The 22,667-nt window shown below is 49.4% G+C and carries 18 protein-coding genes; 1 reads left to right on the top strand and 17 read right to left on the bottom strand.

Annotated elements, in window-relative coordinates; translation table 11 throughout:
• Window positions 1-67 precede the first annotated feature (67 nt).
• From rpsN to rnr, 9 genes are all read right to left on the bottom strand, one after another.
• Entirely contained in the window at window positions 68-373 is a 306-nt protein-coding gene (rpsN, locus tag AC4PME_RS16625) for a 30S ribosomal protein S14 (RefSeq protein WP_070125769.1), read from the bottom strand.
• 11 nt (window positions 374-384) lie between these two features.
• A complete protein-coding gene (gene rplE, locus AC4PME_RS16630) occupies window positions 385-924 on the bottom strand; it encodes a 50S ribosomal protein L5 (protein WP_491056480.1) in 540 nt (179 codons plus the stop codon).
• Window positions 925-940: 16 nt separating this feature from the next.
• Window positions 941-1,255, bottom strand: coding sequence for a 50S ribosomal protein L24 (rplX, locus tag AC4PME_RS16635; protein WP_073325320.1), 315 nt, complete (start codon window positions 1,253-1,255; stop codon window positions 941-943).
• 12 nt (window positions 1,256-1,267) lie between these two features.
• Window positions 1,268-1,636 carry a 50S ribosomal protein L14 gene (gene rplN, locus AC4PME_RS16640; RefSeq protein ID WP_070125772.1) on the bottom strand — a complete coding sequence of 123 codons (369 nt, stop codon included), beginning with the start codon at window positions 1,634-1,636 and terminating at the stop codon, window positions 1,268-1,270.
• A gap of 220 nt (window positions 1,637-1,856) precedes the next feature.
• On the bottom strand, window positions 1,857-3,914 hold the full coding sequence (locus AC4PME_RS16645; protein WP_491046562.1) for a GAF domain-containing hybrid sensor histidine kinase/response regulator: 2,058 nt from the start codon (window positions 3,912-3,914) through the stop codon (window positions 1,857-1,859).
• 129 nt (window positions 3,915-4,043) lie between these two features.
• The gene (locus AC4PME_RS16650; protein ID WP_490710489.1) at window positions 4,044-5,420 is read right to left on the bottom strand and encodes a DUF4397 domain-containing protein; all 1,377 of its coding nucleotides are present in this window, start codon (window positions 5,418-5,420) and stop codon (window positions 4,044-4,046) included.
• Between the two features lie 231 nt (window positions 5,421-5,651).
• Window positions 5,652-7,757: a TonB-dependent receptor gene (locus AC4PME_RS16655; RefSeq protein ID WP_491046561.1), complete on the bottom strand. Its 2,106-nt coding sequence runs from the start codon at window positions 7,755-7,757 to the stop codon at window positions 5,652-5,654.
• Between the two features lie 177 nt (window positions 7,758-7,934).
• Window positions 7,935-8,675: a 23S rRNA (guanosine(2251)-2'-O)-methyltransferase RlmB gene (rlmB, locus tag AC4PME_RS16660; RefSeq protein ID WP_119499863.1), complete on the bottom strand. Its 741-nt coding sequence runs from the start codon at window positions 8,673-8,675 to the stop codon at window positions 7,935-7,937.
• Window positions 8,676-11,075, bottom strand: coding sequence for a ribonuclease R (rnr, locus tag AC4PME_RS16665; RefSeq protein WP_491046560.1), 2,400 nt, complete (start codon window positions 11,073-11,075; stop codon window positions 8,676-8,678).
• Window positions 11,076-11,222: 147 nt separating this feature from the next.
• Between rnr and AC4PME_RS16670 the strand changes: the two genes are divergently transcribed.
• Window positions 11,223-12,917 carry an alkaline phosphatase D family protein gene (locus AC4PME_RS16670; protein WP_491046559.1) on the top strand — a complete coding sequence of 565 codons (1,695 nt, stop codon included), beginning with the start codon at window positions 11,223-11,225 and terminating at the stop codon, window positions 12,915-12,917.
• A gap of 32 nt (window positions 12,918-12,949) precedes the next feature.
• Here AC4PME_RS16670 and ubiG read toward each other — a convergent pair whose 3' ends face one another.
• The 8 genes from ubiG to hflK form a co-directional block, all read right to left on the bottom strand.
• Window positions 12,950-13,714, bottom strand: coding sequence for a bifunctional 2-polyprenyl-6-hydroxyphenol methylase/3-demethylubiquinol 3-O-methyltransferase UbiG (gene ubiG, locus AC4PME_RS16675; protein ID WP_491046558.1), 765 nt, complete (start codon window positions 13,712-13,714; stop codon window positions 12,950-12,952).
• A gap of 151 nt (window positions 13,715-13,865) precedes the next feature.
• The gene (locus AC4PME_RS16680) at window positions 13,866-15,293 is read right to left on the bottom strand and encodes an aldehyde dehydrogenase family protein (protein WP_491046557.1); all 1,428 of its coding nucleotides are present in this window, start codon (window positions 15,291-15,293) and stop codon (window positions 13,866-13,868) included.
• A gap of 11 nt (window positions 15,294-15,304) precedes the next feature.
• Entirely contained in the window at window positions 15,305-16,945 is a 1,641-nt protein-coding gene (locus AC4PME_RS16685) for an acetolactate synthase large subunit (RefSeq protein ID WP_491046556.1), read from the bottom strand.
• 102 nt (window positions 16,946-17,047) lie between these two features.
• Window positions 17,048-17,464 (bottom strand): DUF4112 domain-containing protein, encoded by a 417-nt coding sequence (locus tag AC4PME_RS16690; RefSeq protein ID WP_119499858.1) that lies wholly within the window; start codon window positions 17,462-17,464, stop codon window positions 17,048-17,050.
• A 60-nt stretch (window positions 17,465-17,524) separates the two neighbouring features.
• A complete protein-coding gene (gene hemH, locus AC4PME_RS16695) occupies window positions 17,525-18,604 on the bottom strand; it encodes a ferrochelatase (protein WP_491046555.1) in 1,080 nt (359 codons plus the stop codon).
• 187 nt (window positions 18,605-18,791) lie between these two features.
• A complete protein-coding gene (locus tag AC4PME_RS16700) occupies window positions 18,792-20,390 on the bottom strand; it encodes an AbgT family transporter (RefSeq protein ID WP_119499856.1) in 1,599 nt (532 codons plus the stop codon).
• A 214-nt stretch (window positions 20,391-20,604) separates the two neighbouring features.
• Window positions 20,605-21,489 carry a protease modulator HflC gene (hflC, locus tag AC4PME_RS16705; RefSeq protein ID WP_119499855.1) on the bottom strand — a complete coding sequence of 295 codons (885 nt, stop codon included), beginning with the start codon at window positions 21,487-21,489 and terminating at the stop codon, window positions 20,605-20,607.
• A 3-nt stretch (window positions 21,490-21,492) separates the two neighbouring features.
• Window positions 21,493-22,641, bottom strand: a complete 1,149-nt coding sequence (gene hflK / locus AC4PME_RS16710) for an FtsH protease activity modulator HflK (RefSeq protein ID WP_119499854.1) — start codon at window positions 22,639-22,641, stop codon at window positions 21,493-21,495.
• Window positions 22,642-22,667 lie beyond the last annotated feature (26 nt).

Consider the following 22,667-nt stretch of genomic DNA (forward strand, 5'->3'; position numbering starts at 1 on the left):
CTGGCCGTTACGGATGCGGGTAAACATATCCGCGATAGGATCTTGCATGCTCATTTTTAGCTACTCCTTACCAGCTGGCTTTTTTCAGGCCAGGGACTTCACCGCGCATCGCTGCTTCACGCAACTTGATACGGCTCAGACCGAACTTACGTAGGAAACCGTGTGGACGGCCAGTAACGCGGCAGCGGTTTTGCTGACGAGATTTAGCACTGTCACGTGGCAGTTGTTGTAGCTTCAGAACAGCATCCCAACGCTCTTCTTCAGAGGCGTTAACATCGCTGATAATCGCTTTAAGCGCAGCACGTTTTTCAGCATACTTAGCAACAAGCTTTGCACGCTTTACTTCACGAGCCTTCATTGATTCTTTTGCCATAACCCTACACCTTATTTTCTGAATGGGAAGTTGAACGCACTAAGTAATGCGCGCGCTTCTTCGTCAGTGCCAGCACTGGTAGTGATGGTGATATCCATACCACGAACTTTATCTACCTTATCGAAATCGATTTCAGGGAAGATAATTTGCTCGCGTACACCCATGCTGTAGTTACCACGTCCGTCGAACGACTTAGCGTTCAGACCACGGAAGTCACGGATACGTGGAATTGCAATCGAAATTAAGCGCTCTAAGAATTCCCACATGCGCTCGCCGCGCAGGGTTACTTTACAGCCAATCGGATAACCTTCACGGATTTTAAAACCCGCTACTGATTTTCTAGCAACTGTAACAACAGGCTTCTGACCGGCGATAGCCGTCATGTCAGCTTGAGCATTCTCAAGTACCTTTTTGTCAGCAACTGCTTCACCTAAACCCATGTTTAGAGTGATTTTTTCAATCCGAGGGACTTGCATGACGCTTTTGTATCCGAACTGCTTAGCAAGTTCAGCTACTACTGTTTCTTTATAGAAATCATGCAGTTTCGCCATCGTACTCTCCAATTAATTAAACAAGTTCACCGTTAGACTTAAAGAAACGAACTTTCTTACCGTCTTCAGTACGGAAACCAACGCGATCAGCTTTACCCGTAGCAGGGTTAACTACCGCAACATTAGAAACGTGAATTGATGCTTCTTTCTCAACAATACCGCCAGCTACACCCAGTTGTGGGTTAGGCTTTTGGTGCTTCTTGACAAGGTTAACACCTTCAACGATTACACGGTCTTCAGACGTTAAAACACGCACGACTTTGCCTTGCTTGCCTTTGTCTTTGCCCGCTAATACGACTACTTCATCATCACGACGAATTTTTCTAGCCATTATCGTGACTCCTTATAGTACCTCTGGGGCCAGTGAGATGATTTTCATGAAGTTGTCACTTCTCAGCTCACGTGTAACCGGTCCAAAGATACGCGTACCAATAGGTTGCTTATTGTTGTTTAACAATACAGCCGCATTTGCGTCAAAACGGATGGTAGAACCATCTGCACGACGAACGCCTTTTCTAGTACGCACCACCACTGCGTTCAGTACGTCACCTTTTTTTACTTTACCGCGAGGAATTGCTTCCTTAACAGTAACTTTGATGATGTCACCGATACCTGCATAACGGCGATGCGAGCCACCAAGAACCTTAATACACTGAACCCTGCGAGCGCCGCTGTTGTCGGCTACATCCAGGTTAGTTTGCATTTGGATCATGTTAGTGCTCCGCTCGATAATTAAGACTCTCTCGAGTCGTTTGCGCTGATAAAAGCAGCAGATATTGCCGCTTTTATGTACATACCCCCATAAAAAGGGCGCGAAACTATAACAGAAAAGATTGAGAAGTGATAGTGCGTTTTTGAATTAATTTTAGACGATTTGCTTACGGTGTTACCGGGCCTGCGCACCTTAATGGCCGTGGCTGTGAATAGGTATGCTAGGCGAGTAAATATCGATGCAAACAGCGGGTAAACTGTTCTTTATCGACGGGTTTAGTTAAATAGTCATTCATACCGGCAAGTAAGCATTTTTCCCGTTCACCCACCAGCACATTTGCAGTCAGTGCAATGATAGGGACAATCTCTGCCTGTCCGCCAAGCTGACGAATTTTTTTCGATGCTTCGTATCCATCCATGACCGGCATCTGGCAATCCATTAATATTAAATCATAAGGATGGTTACAGGCGATGCTTCTGATCACCATCTCAATAGCTTCAGCGCCATGGCCGGCAATATCACACCCGACACTGAATTCTTTGAGCTGCTCTTTTACGACTATCTGATTGATCTCGTTATCTTCAACTACCAGTACCCGCTTTCCTGCCAGGTCCGCCGGTCTCAGTATGTCACCTGCGTCTTCTGTTTCATTTTCATGGTCTGACGCTTCATTCAACTTCAGCGCAACGATAAACGTTGCCCCTTCTCCGGGTTTACTGTTAACACGAATACCGCCATGCATGTGCGCGGCTATCTGAGACACAATAGACAAGCCCAGTCCTGTGCCACCAAAGCGTCTTGTCGTATTGCTGTCGCCCTGTCTGAACGGAGAGAATATGGTCGCCTGATGTTCCGGTGCGATACCTATGCCTTCATCACGGATGATAATCTGAACCAGATATTGCTGGCGGGCCTGCTTAATCGCCTTCAGTTTGATATTTATTTCGCCATGGTCAGTAAATTTAATCGCATTACTGATGAGGTTTGTAAAAATTTGCCGTATCCGTGTTGGATCGGTGAGAAAGACCAAATCGTCAGTACCACGGGTATCGAGGGTTAGTGATAGTTGCTTTTTCTGAGCCGGCATTGAGAACAGCCGGTATTGCTCTTCAGCTATGCGGCTTAAGTTCACCGGAATGCTTTCAAGCTCCAGACCTCCGGCATCTATTTTTGAGAAATCCAATACATCGTTAACGATTTGCAGCAAACTGGACGCACTCTGCCCCGCAAGTTTACAAAATTCGTTTTGCTGCTCCGTCAACGAGGTTTTTTTCAGAGCCTCCAGCATACCGACGATACCATTGATGGGCGTTCTGATTTCATGGCTCATATTCGCCAGAAAAAGGCTCCGCGACTCCAGTGCCTGCTCTGCCACATGACGGCGGTTTTCCAGTTCCCTGGCCACTTGTATTCTGTGGGTCACATCCTGCGTGGCACCGAAAAACCGGATATTGTCAGGGTCACTGGTGTCCACGGCCCCCTGAGTCTGCACCCAGAATTGCCGGCCGCCCAGTGAAACAGCTTCGAACTCATGAGACCACGGCGCTTCATCTTCAACGGACTTATCCATGAGTCCCCGCAAGACTTCCACGTCTTTATCGTGTTTTACCACCCGTTGCATAGTGTCGAAAGTGATGTGATCCCCTTCGGGGATTTCGAACAGTTTTACCAGAGAATCAGACAGAGAGATTTCACCGGTATTGCGGTTCATTTCCCAGGTTCCCACCCGTGCCAGCTCTGACATCTGTAAATGCAGCAAATGCTGATGCTGTAATGCTTTTTGCTGTTCAACGATGGCCTGAAGCTGATGCTCACGGGCAATCTCAGTGCCTACCCACTCGGCCAGAAGCACAATGTAATCAAGCTCGTCATTGTCGAACTGACGTTCTTTGGCATCAACCCGGGAGAAATTGACTGTGCCGTAGCGTTCGCCGTTAACGAAATAAGGAATACCGATATAGCTTTTAAGTGCAAAAGCCTGATAAGCAGGATGGGACACGCCGGGGGATTTTTCAGCATCATGATAAGCGACAATACCGTCAGCTGCCAGGGTGTCACGGCAGTAGGTATTCTTCAGTTCAAAACTGTCGCCCTTCTGAAGCGCATCTTCGGGAGAAATGGCAGAAACGACCGTATAGACGCCGTCTTTGATATGACTGACAATGCCAAGTTCCATGTCAAAGGCATCAAGACCAAGCTGTAACAGCCGCTTTAATTTGTCTTCAGTCGAGCTTTTACCGTCTGCAGAAATAGCATGTAGCGCTTTTATCAGTTTCATATTGCCCCGTATGAACGCTTAGGACTCTCCTTAAAGATTAACACACAAAATAAAACGGGGTGGAAACATTCCCTGTTTCCACCCCGCTGTTCACCGGAAAGGGGCGCCGGTGCTTTCGTTAATCACGTATCAGTACAATACGTTGATTTCATACCCTGTTGCAGTATCTGCAGGCTCTACAGTAACGATGTAGTTTTCTTCTTCTGTGAATCCGTACAGTGCAGTACGGTCAAGCAGTACCTGCTCATCGTTTTCGTCTTCATATACTGCGATGATTTCGTAGTAGTCAGAAGGCAGAACCAGTGTGCTGCTTTCAGCAAGCTCAAGATTCATGGTGTAGTAATCAGCAGTGTCGATAGTTTCATCACTGCGCACCAGATAGAAATCGATATTATCGAAATCGCTTACCAGATTGATGAAGTTTACGGTTTTGTCGTAAGACTGAGGCAAACCACTTTCAACAAACGTTGCTGCAGCCAGTTTGCCGTCAGCTTCGTAAATCATTATCGCCTTACTTTCGCCCTGGTTAAGAGTGATCAGCTTGTTAGTCAGCGCAGTTGCACTGCCGTCTTCAGTTTGCACAGTGACACGGTAGTCACCGTATTTGATTTCGGTAAAATCAGACAGTTCACCGGCAGACAATGTGAATTCAGTGTCTTCTTCACCGTCATTACCACCGAAGGTAACCGTCAGCGGTGATGTGGATTCTGTGCTGTTATAGATACGATATTGGGCGTCTGCATCTACGTCTGTGACGTTTGTTACGTAAGACGAGTTCAGAATAGTATCTACAGACATACCGGCCTGAATGGCACCACTGATATCGCGGATTGCCAGTACATATTCAGTATCGTAGGTGAAATCCAGTGTTTGCGATTCGAAAACCACGTCGGTAGAGCCCGGCTCTGTCAGATAAATCGTATATTCACCTGAGTCAAAATCGTCACTGTCGTCATCCGGATCCCAGAAAGTCATTTCAGACAATTCCTGATAAGACACAGTACCCAGATAGTTTGCCGCTTCAAACGGGTCGCCATCTTCTGCCAGGTAAAAATCGTACTGAGATTCATCCACCATCATGCTGGTAACGAACAGACGGAAGTGGTCATCTAAAGACTCACGCTCAAATTTGTATTCGATGAATTCAGGCTGACTGAAATCACCGCTCAGAACAATCAACGTTTTGTAACCGGTGCTGAGGTTGACCGTCATCTCTTCAAGCAGGATTTCCTGATCGTCAGAATCGGTGCGGATGAATTCCAATTCCAGGTCTCCGGAATCAGCTGAAATCAGTGAGGTTGTGTCACCGAATTGTGCAGAACCTAAATCGTCGCCGTCAACTTCACGCATTGTGACAGTTGCCCCGTTAGGTGAAGCATTGTAAAACTGAATGTATGCGTACGAGTAGTCTGAACTGCTGTCTGACCCGCCGCAGGCGGTCAGGCCAACAGCAACGCCAACGGCAGCAAACAACTTAATAAGCGACTTAAGTGTGCGGGATACCATAAAAACGTAAATCCTTAACTGAAAGTAGTGATTGATGTCCGGATTAACCGGAACGTCGTTATTTTACCCCGTTAAGTCTCTCTGAAACCCGCGTCAGTTCGACGATTTACGCAATCTTTGCACTGTTTACATTGAACTGAAGAATCGAACAATTTGATCCATTTAAGCAACAAAAAGGCCGGTAAACACCGGCCGTTTCACTGTATGCTGAAAATAAGCTTATTAATCAGATCAGAAGCGGTAAGTTGCTGCAACTCTTGCGTGCAGCGGCGCGCCTGTACTGATGTTGTTGTCATTGTGTGCTGACGGGAAATACTGCGTATCAAGCACGTTATTCACGTTGAGCTGCAATGACAATGCATCGCTGTGAGTATAGAACACAGCAGCATCAAAGCGTGTAAAGGAAGGTAAAGTCACATTGTTACTCAAAGACGCATACTGCTCTGACTGATGAACAATACCCAGTCCCCATTGCCACTTCTCGTCAATCAGGAATTTGTTCCATACACTGAACATATGCTCCGGCAGTTGTGCCAGTCGCTGACCTTCACCGGAACCGGCTCCGGAAACACTGGTCTGGTTGCCATCGAGGTAGCTGTAACCGCCGGTCACAGACCATGAATCTGTGATATATCCCGACAACTGCAACTCGAAGCCCTGTGTTTCTGTGCCGGTCAGTTGTGACACTTCAGGATTGTCCGGATCCACTGTGGCACCATTTTCTCTTTCCACTTTAAATGCGGCCGCAGAGAGGTTCAGTGAATCAGTCAGGTTCCATTTAAAGCCTACTTCCGTATTCCTGAACTCTTCAGCATCCAGTGCCGCAGAACTCAATGACAAGGTCAGGAACTGATCGCCGGAGCGTGGCAGGAATGACACACTGTAGCTGGCGTACAGTGAAATATCTTCCGCCGGTTTGAAAATCACACCAAAGCGGGGAGAGATTTCACTGTCATCACTGGACAGCAAACCGCTGTTACCATCCTCTGCGCCATCGTTAATTTCAATCTGATCAGTGACATCAATGTTGAAGCTGTCGTATCGCAAACCGGCAACCAGTACCCAGTTGTCACCCAGGCCGATTTCATCCTGCACAAAAGCAGAAACCACACTGACATCAGACGCACGGTCTCGTACCGGAGCCGTTAATGTGTGTGCCGGAACCACAAGGGGATCGCTGAACATAAATGACAGTTTGTCACTGCCATTTTCAAGGAACTGGTTGTCCATGCGCGCATTCTCTGTGCTCTGATCCGCATATTCAGCACCGGCCAGTACAGTGTGAGAAACTGCCCCGGTATCGAACTGACCAATAGCGTTAAGCTGCCACAGGAAGTTTTCCCGCTGTGTGGTATCGCGGTAGCCGTCAAGAGTCACAAATTGCGATTCATCATCGAAGGCAGTGGGATACAAGTTCTGATAAGCCTTGTCGTAGTCAGCAAACTGCACAGTAGTATTCACTGACCACTCCGCTGATAATTTATGATCCAGCTTTACACGGGCGATGTGGGCTTCCAGCGTGGTGTTGTTGAAATCTTTATCACCAAAGAATGTATCGTAAACGCCATTTAACGGCTTTCCGTTCAACGACGGGATCCCTCTGTCCACCAGCCTGTCATCATCCACATACTCATAAGATGCATTCAGAGAAGTGACGTCGCTCAGCGCAAGATACCAGGTCGGATTAAAAGCATAACGGCTGCCATCTTTAAAGTCGCGGTGATTATCAACACTGTCTGCGGCTGCATTCAGACGGAATGCCTGGTCTTTATCGATAACAACATTGGTATCCAGGGTAATGCCGCCGGCACTGAACGTATCGATATTGCCGCTCAGAACTGTGAAGTCTGATGATACATCAGCAGTTTTGGTTACGCGGTTAACCACACCACCACCGCCACCACGGCCAAATAACAGTGCATTGGAACCGCGCATGATTTCAATACGCTCTACGTTATAGAGCGGACGGAAATACTGCACATCATCCCGCAAGCCGTCTACAAAAAAGTCAGCGGTGGTGTTCTGACCGCGGATAGTGATCTGGTCCCGGTGATCTTCACCCAACCCGATACTGACACCCGGGGTATATTGCATAGCATCAGCAACGCTGAACAGCCCCTGCTCTTCAATTTGTGCTTCACCGATAATAGACGCTGACTGCGGCACATTCAGCAATAACGTGGGTGTTTTCACCGCGTCTGCGACCTGCTGGCCGAAGAAGGCACCGCGGATAGTGATACGTTCTACACTTTCTTCCTGCGCCTGTTCCTGAGCAACAACGTTGCCAGACAAACAAAGGGCGGAGAGAATACTGAGTGACAAAATAGACTTTTTCACAATGATTATTACCTGTTGGTTGGTCCTGACGCGGTAATAATAATGATTCTCAGTATTTTTTTAAGAACTATTTAATTAAATATTTAAAATAAGTGAATATTATACTTAAGTAAATGCCCGACAGAGTGCGGGCTGCGGGTGTAAAAAAGGCCACAAAATGTGGCCTTGATTTGAAAATCAGCTTTGGCGTTGCCTGACTATTTCGTACAAACACACCCCCGTCGCCACCGACACATTGAGTGACGACACAGCGCCGGCCATGGGTAATTTTACTAACTGGTCGCAATGTTCACGGGTGAGCCTGCGCATGCCTTTGCCTTCAGCGCCCATTACCAGCGCTGTGGGCCCTTTCAGGTCAACATCATAAATAAGCTGTTCAGCTTCTCCGGCAGTTCCGGCAATCCACACGCCTTTTTCCTGCAAATGCTTGAGCGTACGGGCAAGGTTGGTAACCTGAATAAGCGGAACAGACTCTGCGGCACCACAGGCAACTTTTCTTGCTGTGGCAGTAAGGCCACCGGATTTATCCTTGGGTACGATTAACGCATGCACACCGGCAGCGTCGGCGGTACGTAAACAGGCGCCAATGTTATGAGGGTCGGTAACACCATCAAGCACCAGCAGAAAAGGTTCTGCATGACGGCTCAGGATAGCATCAAGATCGGCTTCATCCAGCGCCCGTGCAGGCTTGGCACGTGCAACCACGCCCTGATGCTGTTCGCCCTGCACTTTGTCATCGAGTACCTTGCGCTGACAAAACTGCACGCTGATCCCAAACCGTCTGGCCTGATTAATAATATTCTTGAGACGGTCGTCATCACGGCCTTTGAGTACCAGTACTTCCAGTACCCGCTCCGGCTCGTTTTCCAATACCGACTGCATGGCATGCAGACCATATAACCATTCTTGTTGCGCCATTTACTTTTTCTTACCTTTACCTGATTTACTACGGGATTTCTTCGGCGCACGGGTTGCCGGCTTCTTGCTGTCAGAACGGCGATCAGTTTTACCTTTTTCCCGCGATTTACGCCCTTTTCCGGTGGCAGACGATTTACCGCCTTCTCTGCGGTCAGTCGTGTTCCTGCGATCGCCGGCAGATTTTGATGCTGCCGTTCTCACCTGCACTTTTTTACCACCGCGGCCGCGCAGCATAGTGCCGTCGAGAATTAAATCAATCTTTCTTTCATCCAGGTTCACCGCTGCCACTTTGACCGACAAAGTATCACCTAAGCGGAACTGCCGTGCGCCGGATTCACCTTGCAAAGTTTGTTTAACATCATCATAGCGGTAGTAATCATCGTCCAGAGACGTAATATGAACCAGGCCATCAATATGGTAGTCCGTAATACGCACAAACAAACCGAAGTTAGTCACCGAACTGACAACACCTTCAAAGGTAGAACCCACGTGGTCCTGCATAAACTCGCACTTGAGCCAGTCGGCCACATCGCGGGTAGCATCATCGGCACGACGTTCAGTCATGGAGCACTGTTCACCGAGTTGTTCCACTTCCTCAACGGTATACGCTTTCGGGCCGGTAACCTTTTGCTTCTGCTTTTTAAGAATCGCTTTAATGGCGCGGTGCACCACTAAGTCCGGATAACGGCGGATTGGCGAGGTAAAGTGCGCATACTCGTCCAGCGCAAGACCAAAGTGTCCTACGTTATCGCAATCGTAAACCGCCTGCTTCATAGAGCGCAGCAGCATGGTTTGAATAAGTTCCTGGTCCGGACGGGCTCTGATCTTATCTACCACATCGGTGAAATCAGCAGGGCTTGCCCCTTCAGTGATACGATGGGGAATGCCTACTTCTCCTAAATAGGAGGTAAATGCCGTCAGACGATCTGCATCAGGTTTGTCATGTACCCGGTATAGTGCAGGCTGGTTATGCTTCTCCAGCATTTTTGCCGCACTGACGTTCGCCATGATCATGCACTCTTCAATCATTTTGTGCGCGTCGTTACGGACTACCGGTACAATATTTTCTATCTTGCGCTGAGCATTGAAAACGAATTTACTTTCCTGCGTTTCAAACTCGATGGCACCACGCTGGGCACGGGCACGTTTCAATGCCCGATACAAATCATGCAAGTTGCGCAGATGAGGCACCTGAGCCTCGTATCGCTGATGAAGTTCCTTATCACCTTCCAGGATCTGCCACACTTTGGTGTATGTCAGACGGGCGTGAGAGTTCATCACCGCTTCATAAAACTGATACTTATCCAGCTTTCCCTGCTCAGTAATCGTCATTTCACAGACCATACACAGGCGGTCTACTTCCGGATTCAGTGAACATAACCCGTTCGACAGCACTTCCGGCAGCATGGGAATAACCTGATCAGGGAAATACACGGAATTACCACGATTCTGTGCTTCTTTATCGAGGGCCGTACCCAGCTTCACATAAGTACTCACATCGGCAATGGCAACCCACAGTTGCCAGCCCCCTTCATCCAGCGGCTCACAGAACACAGCATCATCGAAGTCACGGGCATCTTCACCGTCTATCGTTACCAGTGGTAACTGACGCAGATCGATGCGTCCTTCTTTAGATTCTTCCGGTACGTCTTCAGTAAACCGTTTAACGTAGCGCTCAACGGCGTCAGGCCAGACATGAGGGATATCGAAGGTACGCAACGCCATTTCGATTTCCATGCCGGGTGCCATGTGGTCACCGAGGATTTCGATAATTTTTCCGACAGGACTGATGCGGCGGCGGGGACGCTGGGTGATCTCAACCACTACCACCTGACCCATACGAGCACCTTTCGTTGCTTCCGGCGGGATAACAATTTCATGCTGAAGACGGCTGTCATCAGGCATCACAACGGCAATGCCCTTTTCTACGAAGAACCGGCCGACAATCGGCTCACTGCGTGGTTCAATTACCTGATTGATGAAAGCTTCCCGGCGTCCACGGCGGTCAGTACCGCTTTCACGGGCTTCAACGAAATCGTCGTGCATGAACAGATTCATCTGTCCCGCACTGATAAATAAATCGCCGCTGTTGTCTTCAGGGCGAAGGAAGCCGTAACCGTCACGGTGACCGATAATACGGCCACGGATCAGTTCATCACGGTTTTGCAGCGCATATTTCTTCTGCTTGGTAAACTGCACCTGGCCCTGACGTTCCATGGCGCGCAGGCGGCGCTGAATGCCAATCCGGCTATCTTCTTCGAACGCGTCCACCAGCGAGCAGATTTCTAAAAAAGACAAGGGTTTGCCCTGCTCTTTCATGACAGACATTAAATACTCACGGCTTGCTACCGGATTATCGTATTTCTCTTTTTCTCGCTGAAAATGGGGATCGTCGCTCATGTACTCACTTATTGATTTTGCTTTGGCGCCATTATAACAGTTATTTGCCAAAAGCATTGCACTGTTCAACAGTTATCCAACTCCACCTGCCACGAATTCGTCATATATGCTGACTAGTATGAGCTTTTACCCGGCTCAGGATGACACATGGACCGCCGTTTATTTCTTAAATTATCCGCCGCACTAAGCGGCAGTATGGTTATTTCTACCGGTCTAACCGGGTGCAGTTCAACTGCAGGCTTACCGGAGAATCCGGTTTCTTTTTCTCATGGTGTTGCCAGTGGTGACCCGTCTGCGGACAGCATTATCTTATGGACCAGAGCGGTTCCTGCCGGCGACTCCCCTTCGGCAACGATTTTTTGGGAAATCGCAGCAGACAGTAACTTCTCAGATATCATCCGTTCGGGACATGCCAAAGCCATCGCTGCCCGTGACTACACAATAAAAGTAGATGTACGGGAGTTATCACCGTCCACCCGCTATTTTTACCGGTTTTCAACTGCCACAGAAACATCACCTGCGGGCAAAACACTTACTTTACCGGCGGGACAGGTCGACAACGTCAAACTCGGATTGTTCTCCTGCTCAAACTACCCTGCCGGTTTTTTTACGCCCTATCTGGCAGCGTCTGCAGATGAGAGTATCGACTTTGTATTGCATCTCGGTGACTATATTTACGAATATGCCGGAGACGGCTACGCCACAGAGCGTGCAGCTGAATTAGGCCGCACCTTCGCCATTGATAACGATGAAGAAATTATCACCCTTGCGGACTACCGGAACCGGTACGCCATTTACCGCACTGATAAAGGCTTAAAAGCCCTTCACCAGAATAAGCCCTGGATTGTAGTGTGGGACGACCATGAAGTGGCAAACGATACCTACACCACAGGTGCCGAAAACCACCAGCCTGACGAAGGCGACTTCTTTCAACGCCGCGCCGCTGCGGTGCAGGCCTACTATGAGTGGCTACCCATCCGGCCACCGGTGAGCGAGACAGATCCAACAATCTACCGTACATTCGAATTTGGTGACTTGCTGTCACTGTACATGCTGGACACCCGTATTATCGGACGGGATAAGCAACTTAGTTACGCCGCTTTTACTGACGAAGAGACCGGCCAGTTTGATGACACCGGCTTCACTGCCGCGCTGATGGCAGAAGACCGCACTATGCTGGGCTTGCAACAACGGGACTGGTTATTTGAATCCCTGGAGAAGAGTAAAGCGACCTGGCAAGTGCTGGGGCAACAGGTATTAATGGGAAAAATGTTTTTCCCGGCAGAAATATTCTCCGGCACACCAAGGGAAGAAATACCGTCAAAAATCCATGATCTTGCTGATATCCGCCGCAAACAAATTGCCGGACAACCGGTGAGCGATGAGGAAACCGCGCGGCTAAACACTACGATGGCATACAACCTCGATGCATGGGACGGCTATCCGGCAGAGCGGGAAACACTTTATAAGCAGTTCAGAGAAAAAGGGAAAGCGGCAGTCGTCTTTGCCGGCGATACGCACAACGGCTGGTGCAACAAGCTGACCACCGGCGACAATCAGGCTGTGGGTATAGAGTTCGGCACATCCAGTGTCTCGTCTCCCGGAATGGAGAGTTATCTGACGATGGATAACAATGAGGCACACCGCCTGGCACAGGCTCTGCCGTTGCTGGTGAAGGATCTGGAATACTGCAATCTGAACCTGAGAGGATACATGACAGTGACCTTTACGCCTCAGGAGGTAGAGGCTAACTGGTTATACGTAAGCAGTATTTCATCGGAAGATGTGCACATAGCCAGTGTACATACCGCCAGGTTCACCCAAGCTGAGCTGCTAAGCTGACTAACCCGCTACCGGACGGGAAGACCGCACTGTCAGGGCTGCTTTTTATAGCAGCAGAGATAGTTTACCGCCATGGAAGGCGTGGTTTTCCAGTGTCCGGTGAGCGGGTTAAGCTTAAACCCGCTTTGTGTGTGACGTACAAACTGACTGCCTGTCCAGCTGTCAAGCTCCTCAGGTTTCACGAACTTTGACCAGCTGTGCGTACCCACCGGCAGATAGCGCATAACATATTCGGCCCCCACTATAGCAACAATAAAACTGCGAAAAGTACGGTTTAAGGTTGCCAGAATGAGTAACCCGCCCGGTTTAACCATGGAGGCGCATTCCTGAATCAGCGTTTGCTGATCAGGTACATGTTCTACCACCTCAGCATTGATAACCACATCATACTGTTGTCCTTTATCTGCCCATTCACCGGCCAGGCAATGGTGGTAGCTTACCGGCAAGTTGTGCTTCAGTGCATGCCGTCTTGCAACTTCGACACTGGTCGCACTGGCATCAATGCCGGTCACGTCTGCGCCACGTTTAGCCAGAGGCTCGCAAATCAACCCGCCGCCACTGCCAACGTCCAATACAGATAAACCCTCAAACAATGCATCGGCCAATCCCTTAGGGCGAAAATGCTTATTGATTGCCTGTTCGATAAAATCTACCCGGGCGGCATTGAAAGACAGCGCGGTTTTATATTTTCCGTCAGGATCCCACCATGCATCAGCCAGCGCATCAAAGCGGGCGATTTCCTGAGCGCTCACATTCGCTGTCGCAACCGGTGGGCTTAACTGACTTTTATCTAACATATTGAGGCCTGTTCACTGTTATCAGGGATAATAGAGACAACTTTTCTTTTATTAAATCAACCTGGCGGATGATAGCAAATGAAAAAAATCTCACGTAGGGTTACAGCCGGTTGTGACACCGGCCCGGATTTATTCCCTTACTGACCCTGGATCAGGGTGTTCTGATAACCATCAGCCTGGTTTCGGTCATATCTTCGATGGCATAGCGGATCCCTTCCCTGCCAAGGCCGGAATCCTTCACTCCGCCATAGGGCATATTATCAACCCGCCAGCTTGGCACATCGCCGATCACTACGCCGCCGACTTCCAGAACATCCCACGCTTTATGAGCTTTATACAAATCACGGGTGAAAATGCCTGCCTGCAAACCATAGCGGCTGTTATTAACCTCTTTTAAGGCTTCGTCATAATCGTCGAATGGCACTAAAACCGAGAGCGGCCCGAAAGCCTCTTCTGCACTGGCGTTGCAGTCTGCCGGTACGCCTTCCATGACGGTGGCATCGAGCATAGCGCCTTTTCGCGTGCCACCACACAGAACCGTTGCGCCAGCCTCTCTGGCTTCGTGGATCCAATCCTCCAGCCTTTCCGCCTCAGACTCTGAAATCATGGGGCCGATAAACGTGTTTTCATCTGCAGGATCGCCGGCCACTAATGCCGATACTTCATGAACGAATTTTTCACGGAAGGTTTCATAAATGTTTTTGTGTACCAGTATACGCTGCACACTGATACAGCTCTGACCGGACTGGTAATAGGCGCCAACGATAATGCGTTTGATAGCATCATCAATATCAGCATCTTCATCCACTACGCAGGCAGCGTTACCGCCAAGTTCCAGTACTACAGGCTTTTTACCGGCTTTGGCTTTAAGTGCCCAGCCTACGTCGGGGGAGCCGGTAAAACTCAATAGCTTTAACCGTTCATCAGTAGTAAACAAATCCGCACCGTCACGGTTACATGGCAGAATGGAAAAAGCTCCTTCAGGTAAATCTGTTTCTGCCAGCACTTCACCGATAATCAACGCGCCGATGGGTGTTCTCGAAGCCGGTTTCAGAACAAACGTGCAACCGGCAGCAATCGCCGGCGCAACTTTATGCGCGGCCAGATTTAACGGAAAGTTAAACGGTGAGATAAACGAACAGGGACCAATGGGCACCCGTTTTGTCATGCCCTGATAACCGGAAGCGCGGGCGGATATCTCAAGATTCAGTACCTGACCTTCTATACGCACACATTCTTCAGCCGCTATCTGAAAAGTATCAATCAGGCGGGTTACTTCTCCCTGCGCATCTTTTATCGGTTTTCCGGCTTCAATACACAGCGCCTTTGCCAGCTCGTCCTTACGTTCCGTAAAGCGTTTTACACAATGTTCCAGTACCGCTTTGCGTTCATAGGGCTTCATAGCCGCCATGGCCGGTTGCGCCTTTTCTGCCGCAGCAATGGCTTTGTCGATAACATCAGCACCGGCTTTGGCCACTCTGGTTGCCACTTCGCCGGTATACTTGTTCGTTACGTCCAGGTCGGTGTTAGCAAACACAGGCTTGCTTGCAAGATAGTAGGGATAGCTTTCATTCAACATGTAAGAACTCCTTAAAGCTTGTCACTTAATTCGCGGATTGTCTTATTCAGCGTTTCATCATTCATGCTGTAATCAACCGGGCAGTCCACCACATGAACGCCGGGCGTATTAATACACCGGGTAATAACCTCGCTGAGTGAGGCGGTATCTTCAATGCGCCAGCCTTGGGCGCCATAACTATTGGCATACTGCACGAAGTCAGGATTCCCGTAGTCCAGTCCGAAGTTGTCGAAAGACATATGAGCCTGTTTCCATTTGATCATGCCGTAAGCGTCATCCCGCAGGATAATGACAGTCAGATCGAGATTGAGTCTGACGGCAGTTTCCAGTTCCTGACTGTTCATCATAAAGCCACCGTCACCGCATACACTGATTACGGGCTTATCAGGATTAACGAGTTTTGCAGCGATAGCAGAAGGCAGACCGGCCCCCATAGAGGCAAGGGCATTATCAAGCAGTAAAGTATTGGGATGATAAGCCGGATAGTTTCTGGCAAACCAGATTTTGTACACGCCGTTATCCAACGTCACAATACCTTCATCCGGCATCACTTTGCGGATATCGCGGACAAAACGTTCCGGCAGAACCGGAAACCGGTCGTCATCTTCCGCTTCCCGCCTGTGATTGACATAGGCATCGTGCACATCTTTATAAAAATCCAGCTTCCAGCCGGATTGCGGGGAGACCTTTTCTTTGATTTGCCAGATACTGTTAGCGATGTCGCCGACAACTTCTGCCTGAGGGAAGTACACAGGGTCAACAGCGGCCGGCTCAAAATTAATATGAATAACTTTCTTTCCGTCGTCGTGCATAAAAAACGGCGGCTTCTCAACCACATCATGACCCACATTGATAATGAGATCAGCACGGCTGATGGCACGGTGGACAAAGTCACCGTCGGATAACGCAGTGTTTCCGGCAAACAGAGGATCACTTTCATTAAGCACTCCTTTTCCCATTTGGGTGGTGACAAACGGGATCCCTGTTTTATCTACAAACTCTCTGAGCATTTTTGCTGTGAGTTTACGGTTTGCGCCGGCACCGATAAGTAATAATGGAGACGCAGCCCTTTCAATCATCTCAACAGCTTCGCGGATGGCTTTATACTCTGCAATTGGTCTGCGGGTATAACTGGGCTTCAACAGGGACGCTGAAGTGCTTTCATCAGCAATATCCTCCGGCAATTCGATGTGCACTGCGCCGGGGCGCTCTTCGGATGCAAGGCGGAAAGCTTCGCGCACCACAGACGGAATACGGTCACCGCTGACAATCTGGGTTGTGTATTTGGTGATGGGACGCATCATATCTACCACATCGATGACCTGAAAACGCCCCTGTTTGCTGGTTTTTACCGGCTTCTGTCCAGTGATCATCAACACCGGCATAGCCCCAAGTTGCGCATAGGCGGCGGGCGTCACTAAATTCGTTGCGCCGGGGCCAAGGGTAGATAAACACACGCCAACTTTACCGGTAAGCCGGCCGTAGGTGGCTGCCATGAATCCCGCTCCCTGTTCGTGGCGGGTCAGAACAAGTTTAATGTCAGATGTGCGGAGAGATTCCAGTAAATCGAGGTTTTCCTCACCCGGAATACCGAAGATGTATTCCACACCTTCAGCTTCAAGCGCTTTAACAAAGAGGTCTGAGGCTTTCATTCCGTTCTGTCGCTCCTTACGTTTACTAGCTGGTAAGGTGTGCTACGGCGGGAAAGCTAAAAGCGATTAGGTTTGTTTACAGTTCCGGGCCGGAACGCCGGGTCAGTCGGTGAGTTGCTCCTGCCAGGCTGACAATTTTTCCTGCGTGGCGCGGTCGACCGCTGCCTTATTATTACTTATCCACCACTTCTCCATGATCTGCACATTTTTACTGTTAGATTTATAAAAGAAGTCGGCAATATCGCCAACAAACGGGATGAAGCCGAGAGCGAAGTCCATGACGGAATTACGTACCATGGTTTTAAGCAAGCCGGATGGCATGCCCATCTTTTTTCCAAGAGAGATAATACGAAAACCGGCAATGAGCATGGCAGCGTCACCGGCGCCCGGGATGAGACCGATTATAGAATCCAGCCCGATGCGGAAGGGAATAACAGGCAACTTTATCGCCGTATCCAGCATGTTTGCCCATTTTTGTGCCTTGAGCAGCTCTTCCGGTGCTTTTACATTACTGTCCATGGTCATTCTCCTGTTCAACGATAAATAGCCGGGCTAATCCGGCTTTTATCACCGGACAGCTTACTTGTCTGCACCGAGGGCTTTGGCCAGTGCTTCCCGTTTACGGTTTTGTGCAGATGCCTGCCAGCCGTGAAGATTACGTTCGATGAGTGTCATTAACGTATCAATATGTGCCGGTGAGTCGTTAAGCGCAGGAATATATTCAAAACGTTTTCCGCCGGCTTCCATAAAGTAGTCTTTGTTTTCCTCACCAATTTCTTCAATGGTTTCCAGGCAGTCCGCAGAAAATCCGGGGCACAGTACCTGCACGGACCGCACACCTTTACCCGGCAATCCTTTCATAGTTTCGTCAGTGTACGGCTGAAGCCACTCTTCGCGGCCAAAACGGGACTGGAAGGTGGTCATGTATTCGTCTGATTTCAAATCCAGCGCTTCAGCCAGCAATCTTGATGTTTTATGACACTCGCAGTGGTATGGATCACCATTGGTCAGGTAACGCTTCGGGATCCCGTGATAGGACATAACCAGCAAATCAGCCTTGCCGTTTTCCTCCCAATGCTGCCTGACACTTGCAGCCAGCGCTTCGATGTAAGCGGGTTCGTCATTGTAGTGCGTTACAAAGCGCAGTTCCGGCATCCAGCGGCGGCGGGTAAAATCGGCTGCCACAGCATCAAAAGTCGACGCAGTGGTGGATGCACAATACTGCGGATAAAGCGGCAGTACTACCAGCTTTCTCACGCCCTGACTAAGCATTCTGTCGATGGCAGACGCCACGGACGGCTGTCCGTAGCGCATGGCAAAATCGACCACCACATCGTCTCCGTATTTCTCCCGGCACTTCTCTGCCAGTGCTGCATGTTGAGCCTTAGTGATCGCCATTAACGGTGAACCTTCGTCTGTCCACACTGTGGAATAGGCTTTTGCAGAGCGTCCGGGCCGGAAGTTCAGGATCACCCCGTTGAGTACAAACCACCAAATCAGGCGGGGAACTTCGACAACCCGGGGATCGGAAAGAAACTCTTTCAGGTAAGGCTTCAGCGCAGCTTTGGTCGGCTGTTCAGGCGTACCTAAATTGGTGATCAGCACACCCAGCCGGTCTGCCTGGCCATGTGTGAAATGGGTAGAGTTAATATATTTCATGCTGCTTTACCTGAAATCGCTGCCAACTAATCAAAAAGACAATTAATTATACTGAACCTGAGACACTTTTGATCCCCGGAATCAGACATTTATAACGATTATTTGATTCAGTTTAAGCGATTACTATCGCCGCATGTTGCCAATAAAAAAGGCCGGTATCAACCGGCCTCAGAGACATTACATTTCGTTAAGGTGTATAAAAGGTTGCCGCTCCCGGTCCCACGGGCATGCCAAGCAGGAATACCCAGAAGAAAAACAGCAGGGACCAGCCAAGGATAAACACCATAGAATAAGGCAGCATCATGGCAATCAAGGTGCCCATTCCGACATCCTTACGATACTTAGCCGCCATAGCGAGGATCAGACCAAAATAGCTCATCATCGGCGAGATCACGTTGGTAACCGAGTCGCCGATACGATACGCAGCCTGAATCACTTCCGGTGCATAACCTAATAACATCAGCATGGGTACGAAAATGGGCGCAGTCACAGCCCACTGCGCCGAGGCACTGCCCAGCGACAGATTCACCAGTCCGCACATTAAAATAAACAGAATGAACACCGACGGCCCGTCAAGACCCGCGGCCTGCAACAATGCAGCACCTTTAACGGCGAGGAACGTACCGAGGTTCGTCCATTTAAAGAAGGCTACAAACTGGGCGGCGAAGAATACCAGCGTGATGTAGAGACCCATTGCTCCCATGCTTTTCGACATGGCGTTAATCACATCGCGGTCATTTTTCATCGAGCCTGTTACCCTGCCGTATACGAAACCGGGTATCGCAAAGGTAATGAAAATAAAAGCGACGATGCCTTTAAGAAAAGGCGACCCGGTAATAAGGCCGGTTTCCGGATTTCGCAACGGGCCATTTTCAGGTACGACGGTAAGTGCCAGCACGGCACACACTGCCACGAATGCAAGGCCGGCCATTTTCAGACCTTTCTTTTCCAGAGCCGTTGGCGCTTCCATGGACTGACCTTCCAATTCCACAGACGCATCCGATTCGTTGTACTTACCCAGCCTTGGTTCGACAATTTTTTCAGTCACAAAAGTGCCCATGATGGCAATCACAAAGGTACTGATAAACATGAAATACCAGTTTACTTCAGGGCCGACCACATATTCAGGATCAATCATATGCGCGGCGGCTTCAGTGATGCCCGAAAGTAACGGGTCAACGGTGCCAAGTAACAGGTTAGCGCTGTAACCCGCCGACACGCCGGCAAATGCAGCAGCCAGCCCGGCCAGCGGATGACGACCCAGAGAATGGAAGATCATGGCTGCCAGCGGAATAAGGACAACATAACCCAGCTCAGATGCGGTATTTGAAAGAATGCCGGCAAACACGACGGCGAATGTGACCACACGCTTAGGTGCACCCATCACCAGAGAGCGCATCAGCGCGGAAAGCATACCGGAGTGCTCAGCCACAGAGACACCCAACAATGCCACCAGCACAGTACCGAGCGGCGCAAAGCTTGTGAAATTGGTCACCAGACCGGTAACGATGCGCTGAAGACCTTCGGCACTCATCAGCGAAATGACTTCGATCATGCCGTCAGCTTCCCGGCCTTTTGCGCCTTCAGGACGGGGATCGGCCACAGCCACATCGAAGTAACCCAGGATGCCACTTAAGATGACGATGAATACAGAAAGTAATGCGAATAATGTGATCGGATGCGGCAACAAATTCCCGAGCCACTCTACGGTAGCCAAAAATCGTGCGAACCATCCGCTCTGTGCAGCATCCCCGCGGGACGGCACCTGAGACTGATTGGAACTCAAGATAAACCTCTGTCGTTTTTATTCAGATCTGCATTTTATGCAGCCTGATTATAATAATGTCGCGCACAGTATAGCGAATAAACAGCGTCTTCGCAGCAAAAGGGCTGTAAAGCGTCTATTTTCCATACTTTAGGACGACGAAAAAATCGTCTGACAGTGGCTTTTGCGGGCATAAAAAAACCCGCTTAAAGCGGGTTTTTCAGAAAGTTACGATTTATTTACCCTTGGAGTTATCCAGGTATTTAAAGAAATCGCTGTCCGGTGCAAGCACCATCACATCATCTTTACCATTGAAGCTCTTACGATAGGCATCCATGCTGCGCAGGAAGCTATAGAAATCAGGGTTCTTCGAGTAAGACGTTGCATAGATTTGTGCTGCCAGTGCGTCACCTTCACCACGTACCTGACGGGCATTACGCTCGGCGTCTGCCAGCATAACGGTAACTTTTGCATCAATATCTGCACGGATCACTTCGGCTTGTTCCTGACCTTCCGAACGGTGCTCACGGGCTACCGCAGCTCGCTCTGCACGCATACGCTGGAAGATGGCGTTGCTGACTTCGTTTGGCAGGTTAATTTGCTTAACCCGTACGTCAACAATTTCAATACCCAGTTCTTTAGATGATTCGCTGGCTTGTTCCATTGCCTGATTCATCAGTGCAGAACGCTCACCGGATACAATTTGTGCAATGGTGCGGGCACCGAATTCAGAACGCAGACCGTTGTTCACCTTCTGTTTCAAAAGCGCCTCTGCCTGCAACTTATTACCACCTTGTGTAGAGAGATAATATTTTGCGAAATCAGCAATTTTCCACTTCACATATGAATCGACAATAAGGTCTTTCTTCTCTGAAGTAACGAAGCGATCAGGCACATCATCCAGCGTTTGAATGCGGGCATCCAGACGACGGACAGAATCGATAAACGGCAATTTGAAATGCAGGCCGGGCTCGAATACACGGGTTTCGCCGGTGGCGTCATCACGTTGTACTTTACCGAACTGAATAACAATCGCTCTTTCGCCTTCGCTTACAACAAATAACGAGCCGGACAGCAAAATAACAAACAGTACTACTACTGCAATGAGTAAGTTCTTCATGCGTTATTCTCCTCCGTTACCAAAACGACTGTCACGGAAACCGGAACTCTGCGTTGCTGAGCCCGATGAGTTACTGCCGGATGAAGATGGCAGCGACTGATAAGACGAAGATGAACGGGCCGGCGCAGATGATGATTTTTGTTCCATCATTTTATCCAGCGGCAGATACATCATGTTATTTCCACCTTTGCTGTCGATAAGCACTTTGCTGGTTTTACCCAGTACTTCTTCCATCGTTTCCAGATAGATACGCTCACGGGTAACCTGAGGCGCAGCTTCAAACTGAGGCAGCAGCTCAGAGAAACGGGCCACTTCACCCTGCGCTTCCAGAATGACACGCTCTTTATAAGCCTGCGCTTCTTCATTCATACGGTTAACCTGACCACGGGCACGGGGTTCAATTTCACGTGCATAAGCTTCGGCTTCACGGATGAAACGCTGTTCATCTTCCTGAGCGGCGATAGCATCATCGAATGCATCTTTCACTTCTTCAGGCGGACGTGCATCACGGAAGTTCATATCGGTGATAGTGACACCAAGATCGTAAGGTTCAAGGATAGATTGCAACTCTTCCCAGACACGTTGACGGGTAACTTCACGGCCATCAGTTAATACGTCATCCATTTGTGAGTGACCTACAACGTAACGGATTGCACTGTCGAGTGCCTGGCTCAGGCTCATTTCAGGGCTGGTTACCGCAAACGTCCAGCGATACGGGTCTACCACGCGGTATTGCATTTCCATCTGAACACGCACCACGTTTTCGTCTTCAGTCAGCATGGAGCCGCTGGACGCCTGGTCGCGGATAGATGTGACATCAACCGGAATAACGGTATCGATAAAGGTTGGTTTCCAGCGAAGTCCCGGTTCTACCTGCTGAGAATATTCACCGAAACGAAGTACCACACCACGTTCTGATTCACGGATGGTATAGAACCCGCTTACCACCCAGATTACGGCCAGCAGCGCGATTAGAATAGCAGCACCGACTGTGCCCAGGCTTTTACCTGAACCACCATTGCCACCGCCCATTTTTCCGAATTTACCAAACAGGTTTTTGAACACGTCGTCCAAATCCGGGGGCCCCTGATCGCGACCGCCGCGGTTTTTCCACGGGTCGTTATTTTTGCCACCCGGCTCATTCCAAGCCATGCTGATACTCCATAAGTGGTTAACCC

It is taken from the genome of Alteromonas sp. (assembly GCF_984505615.1).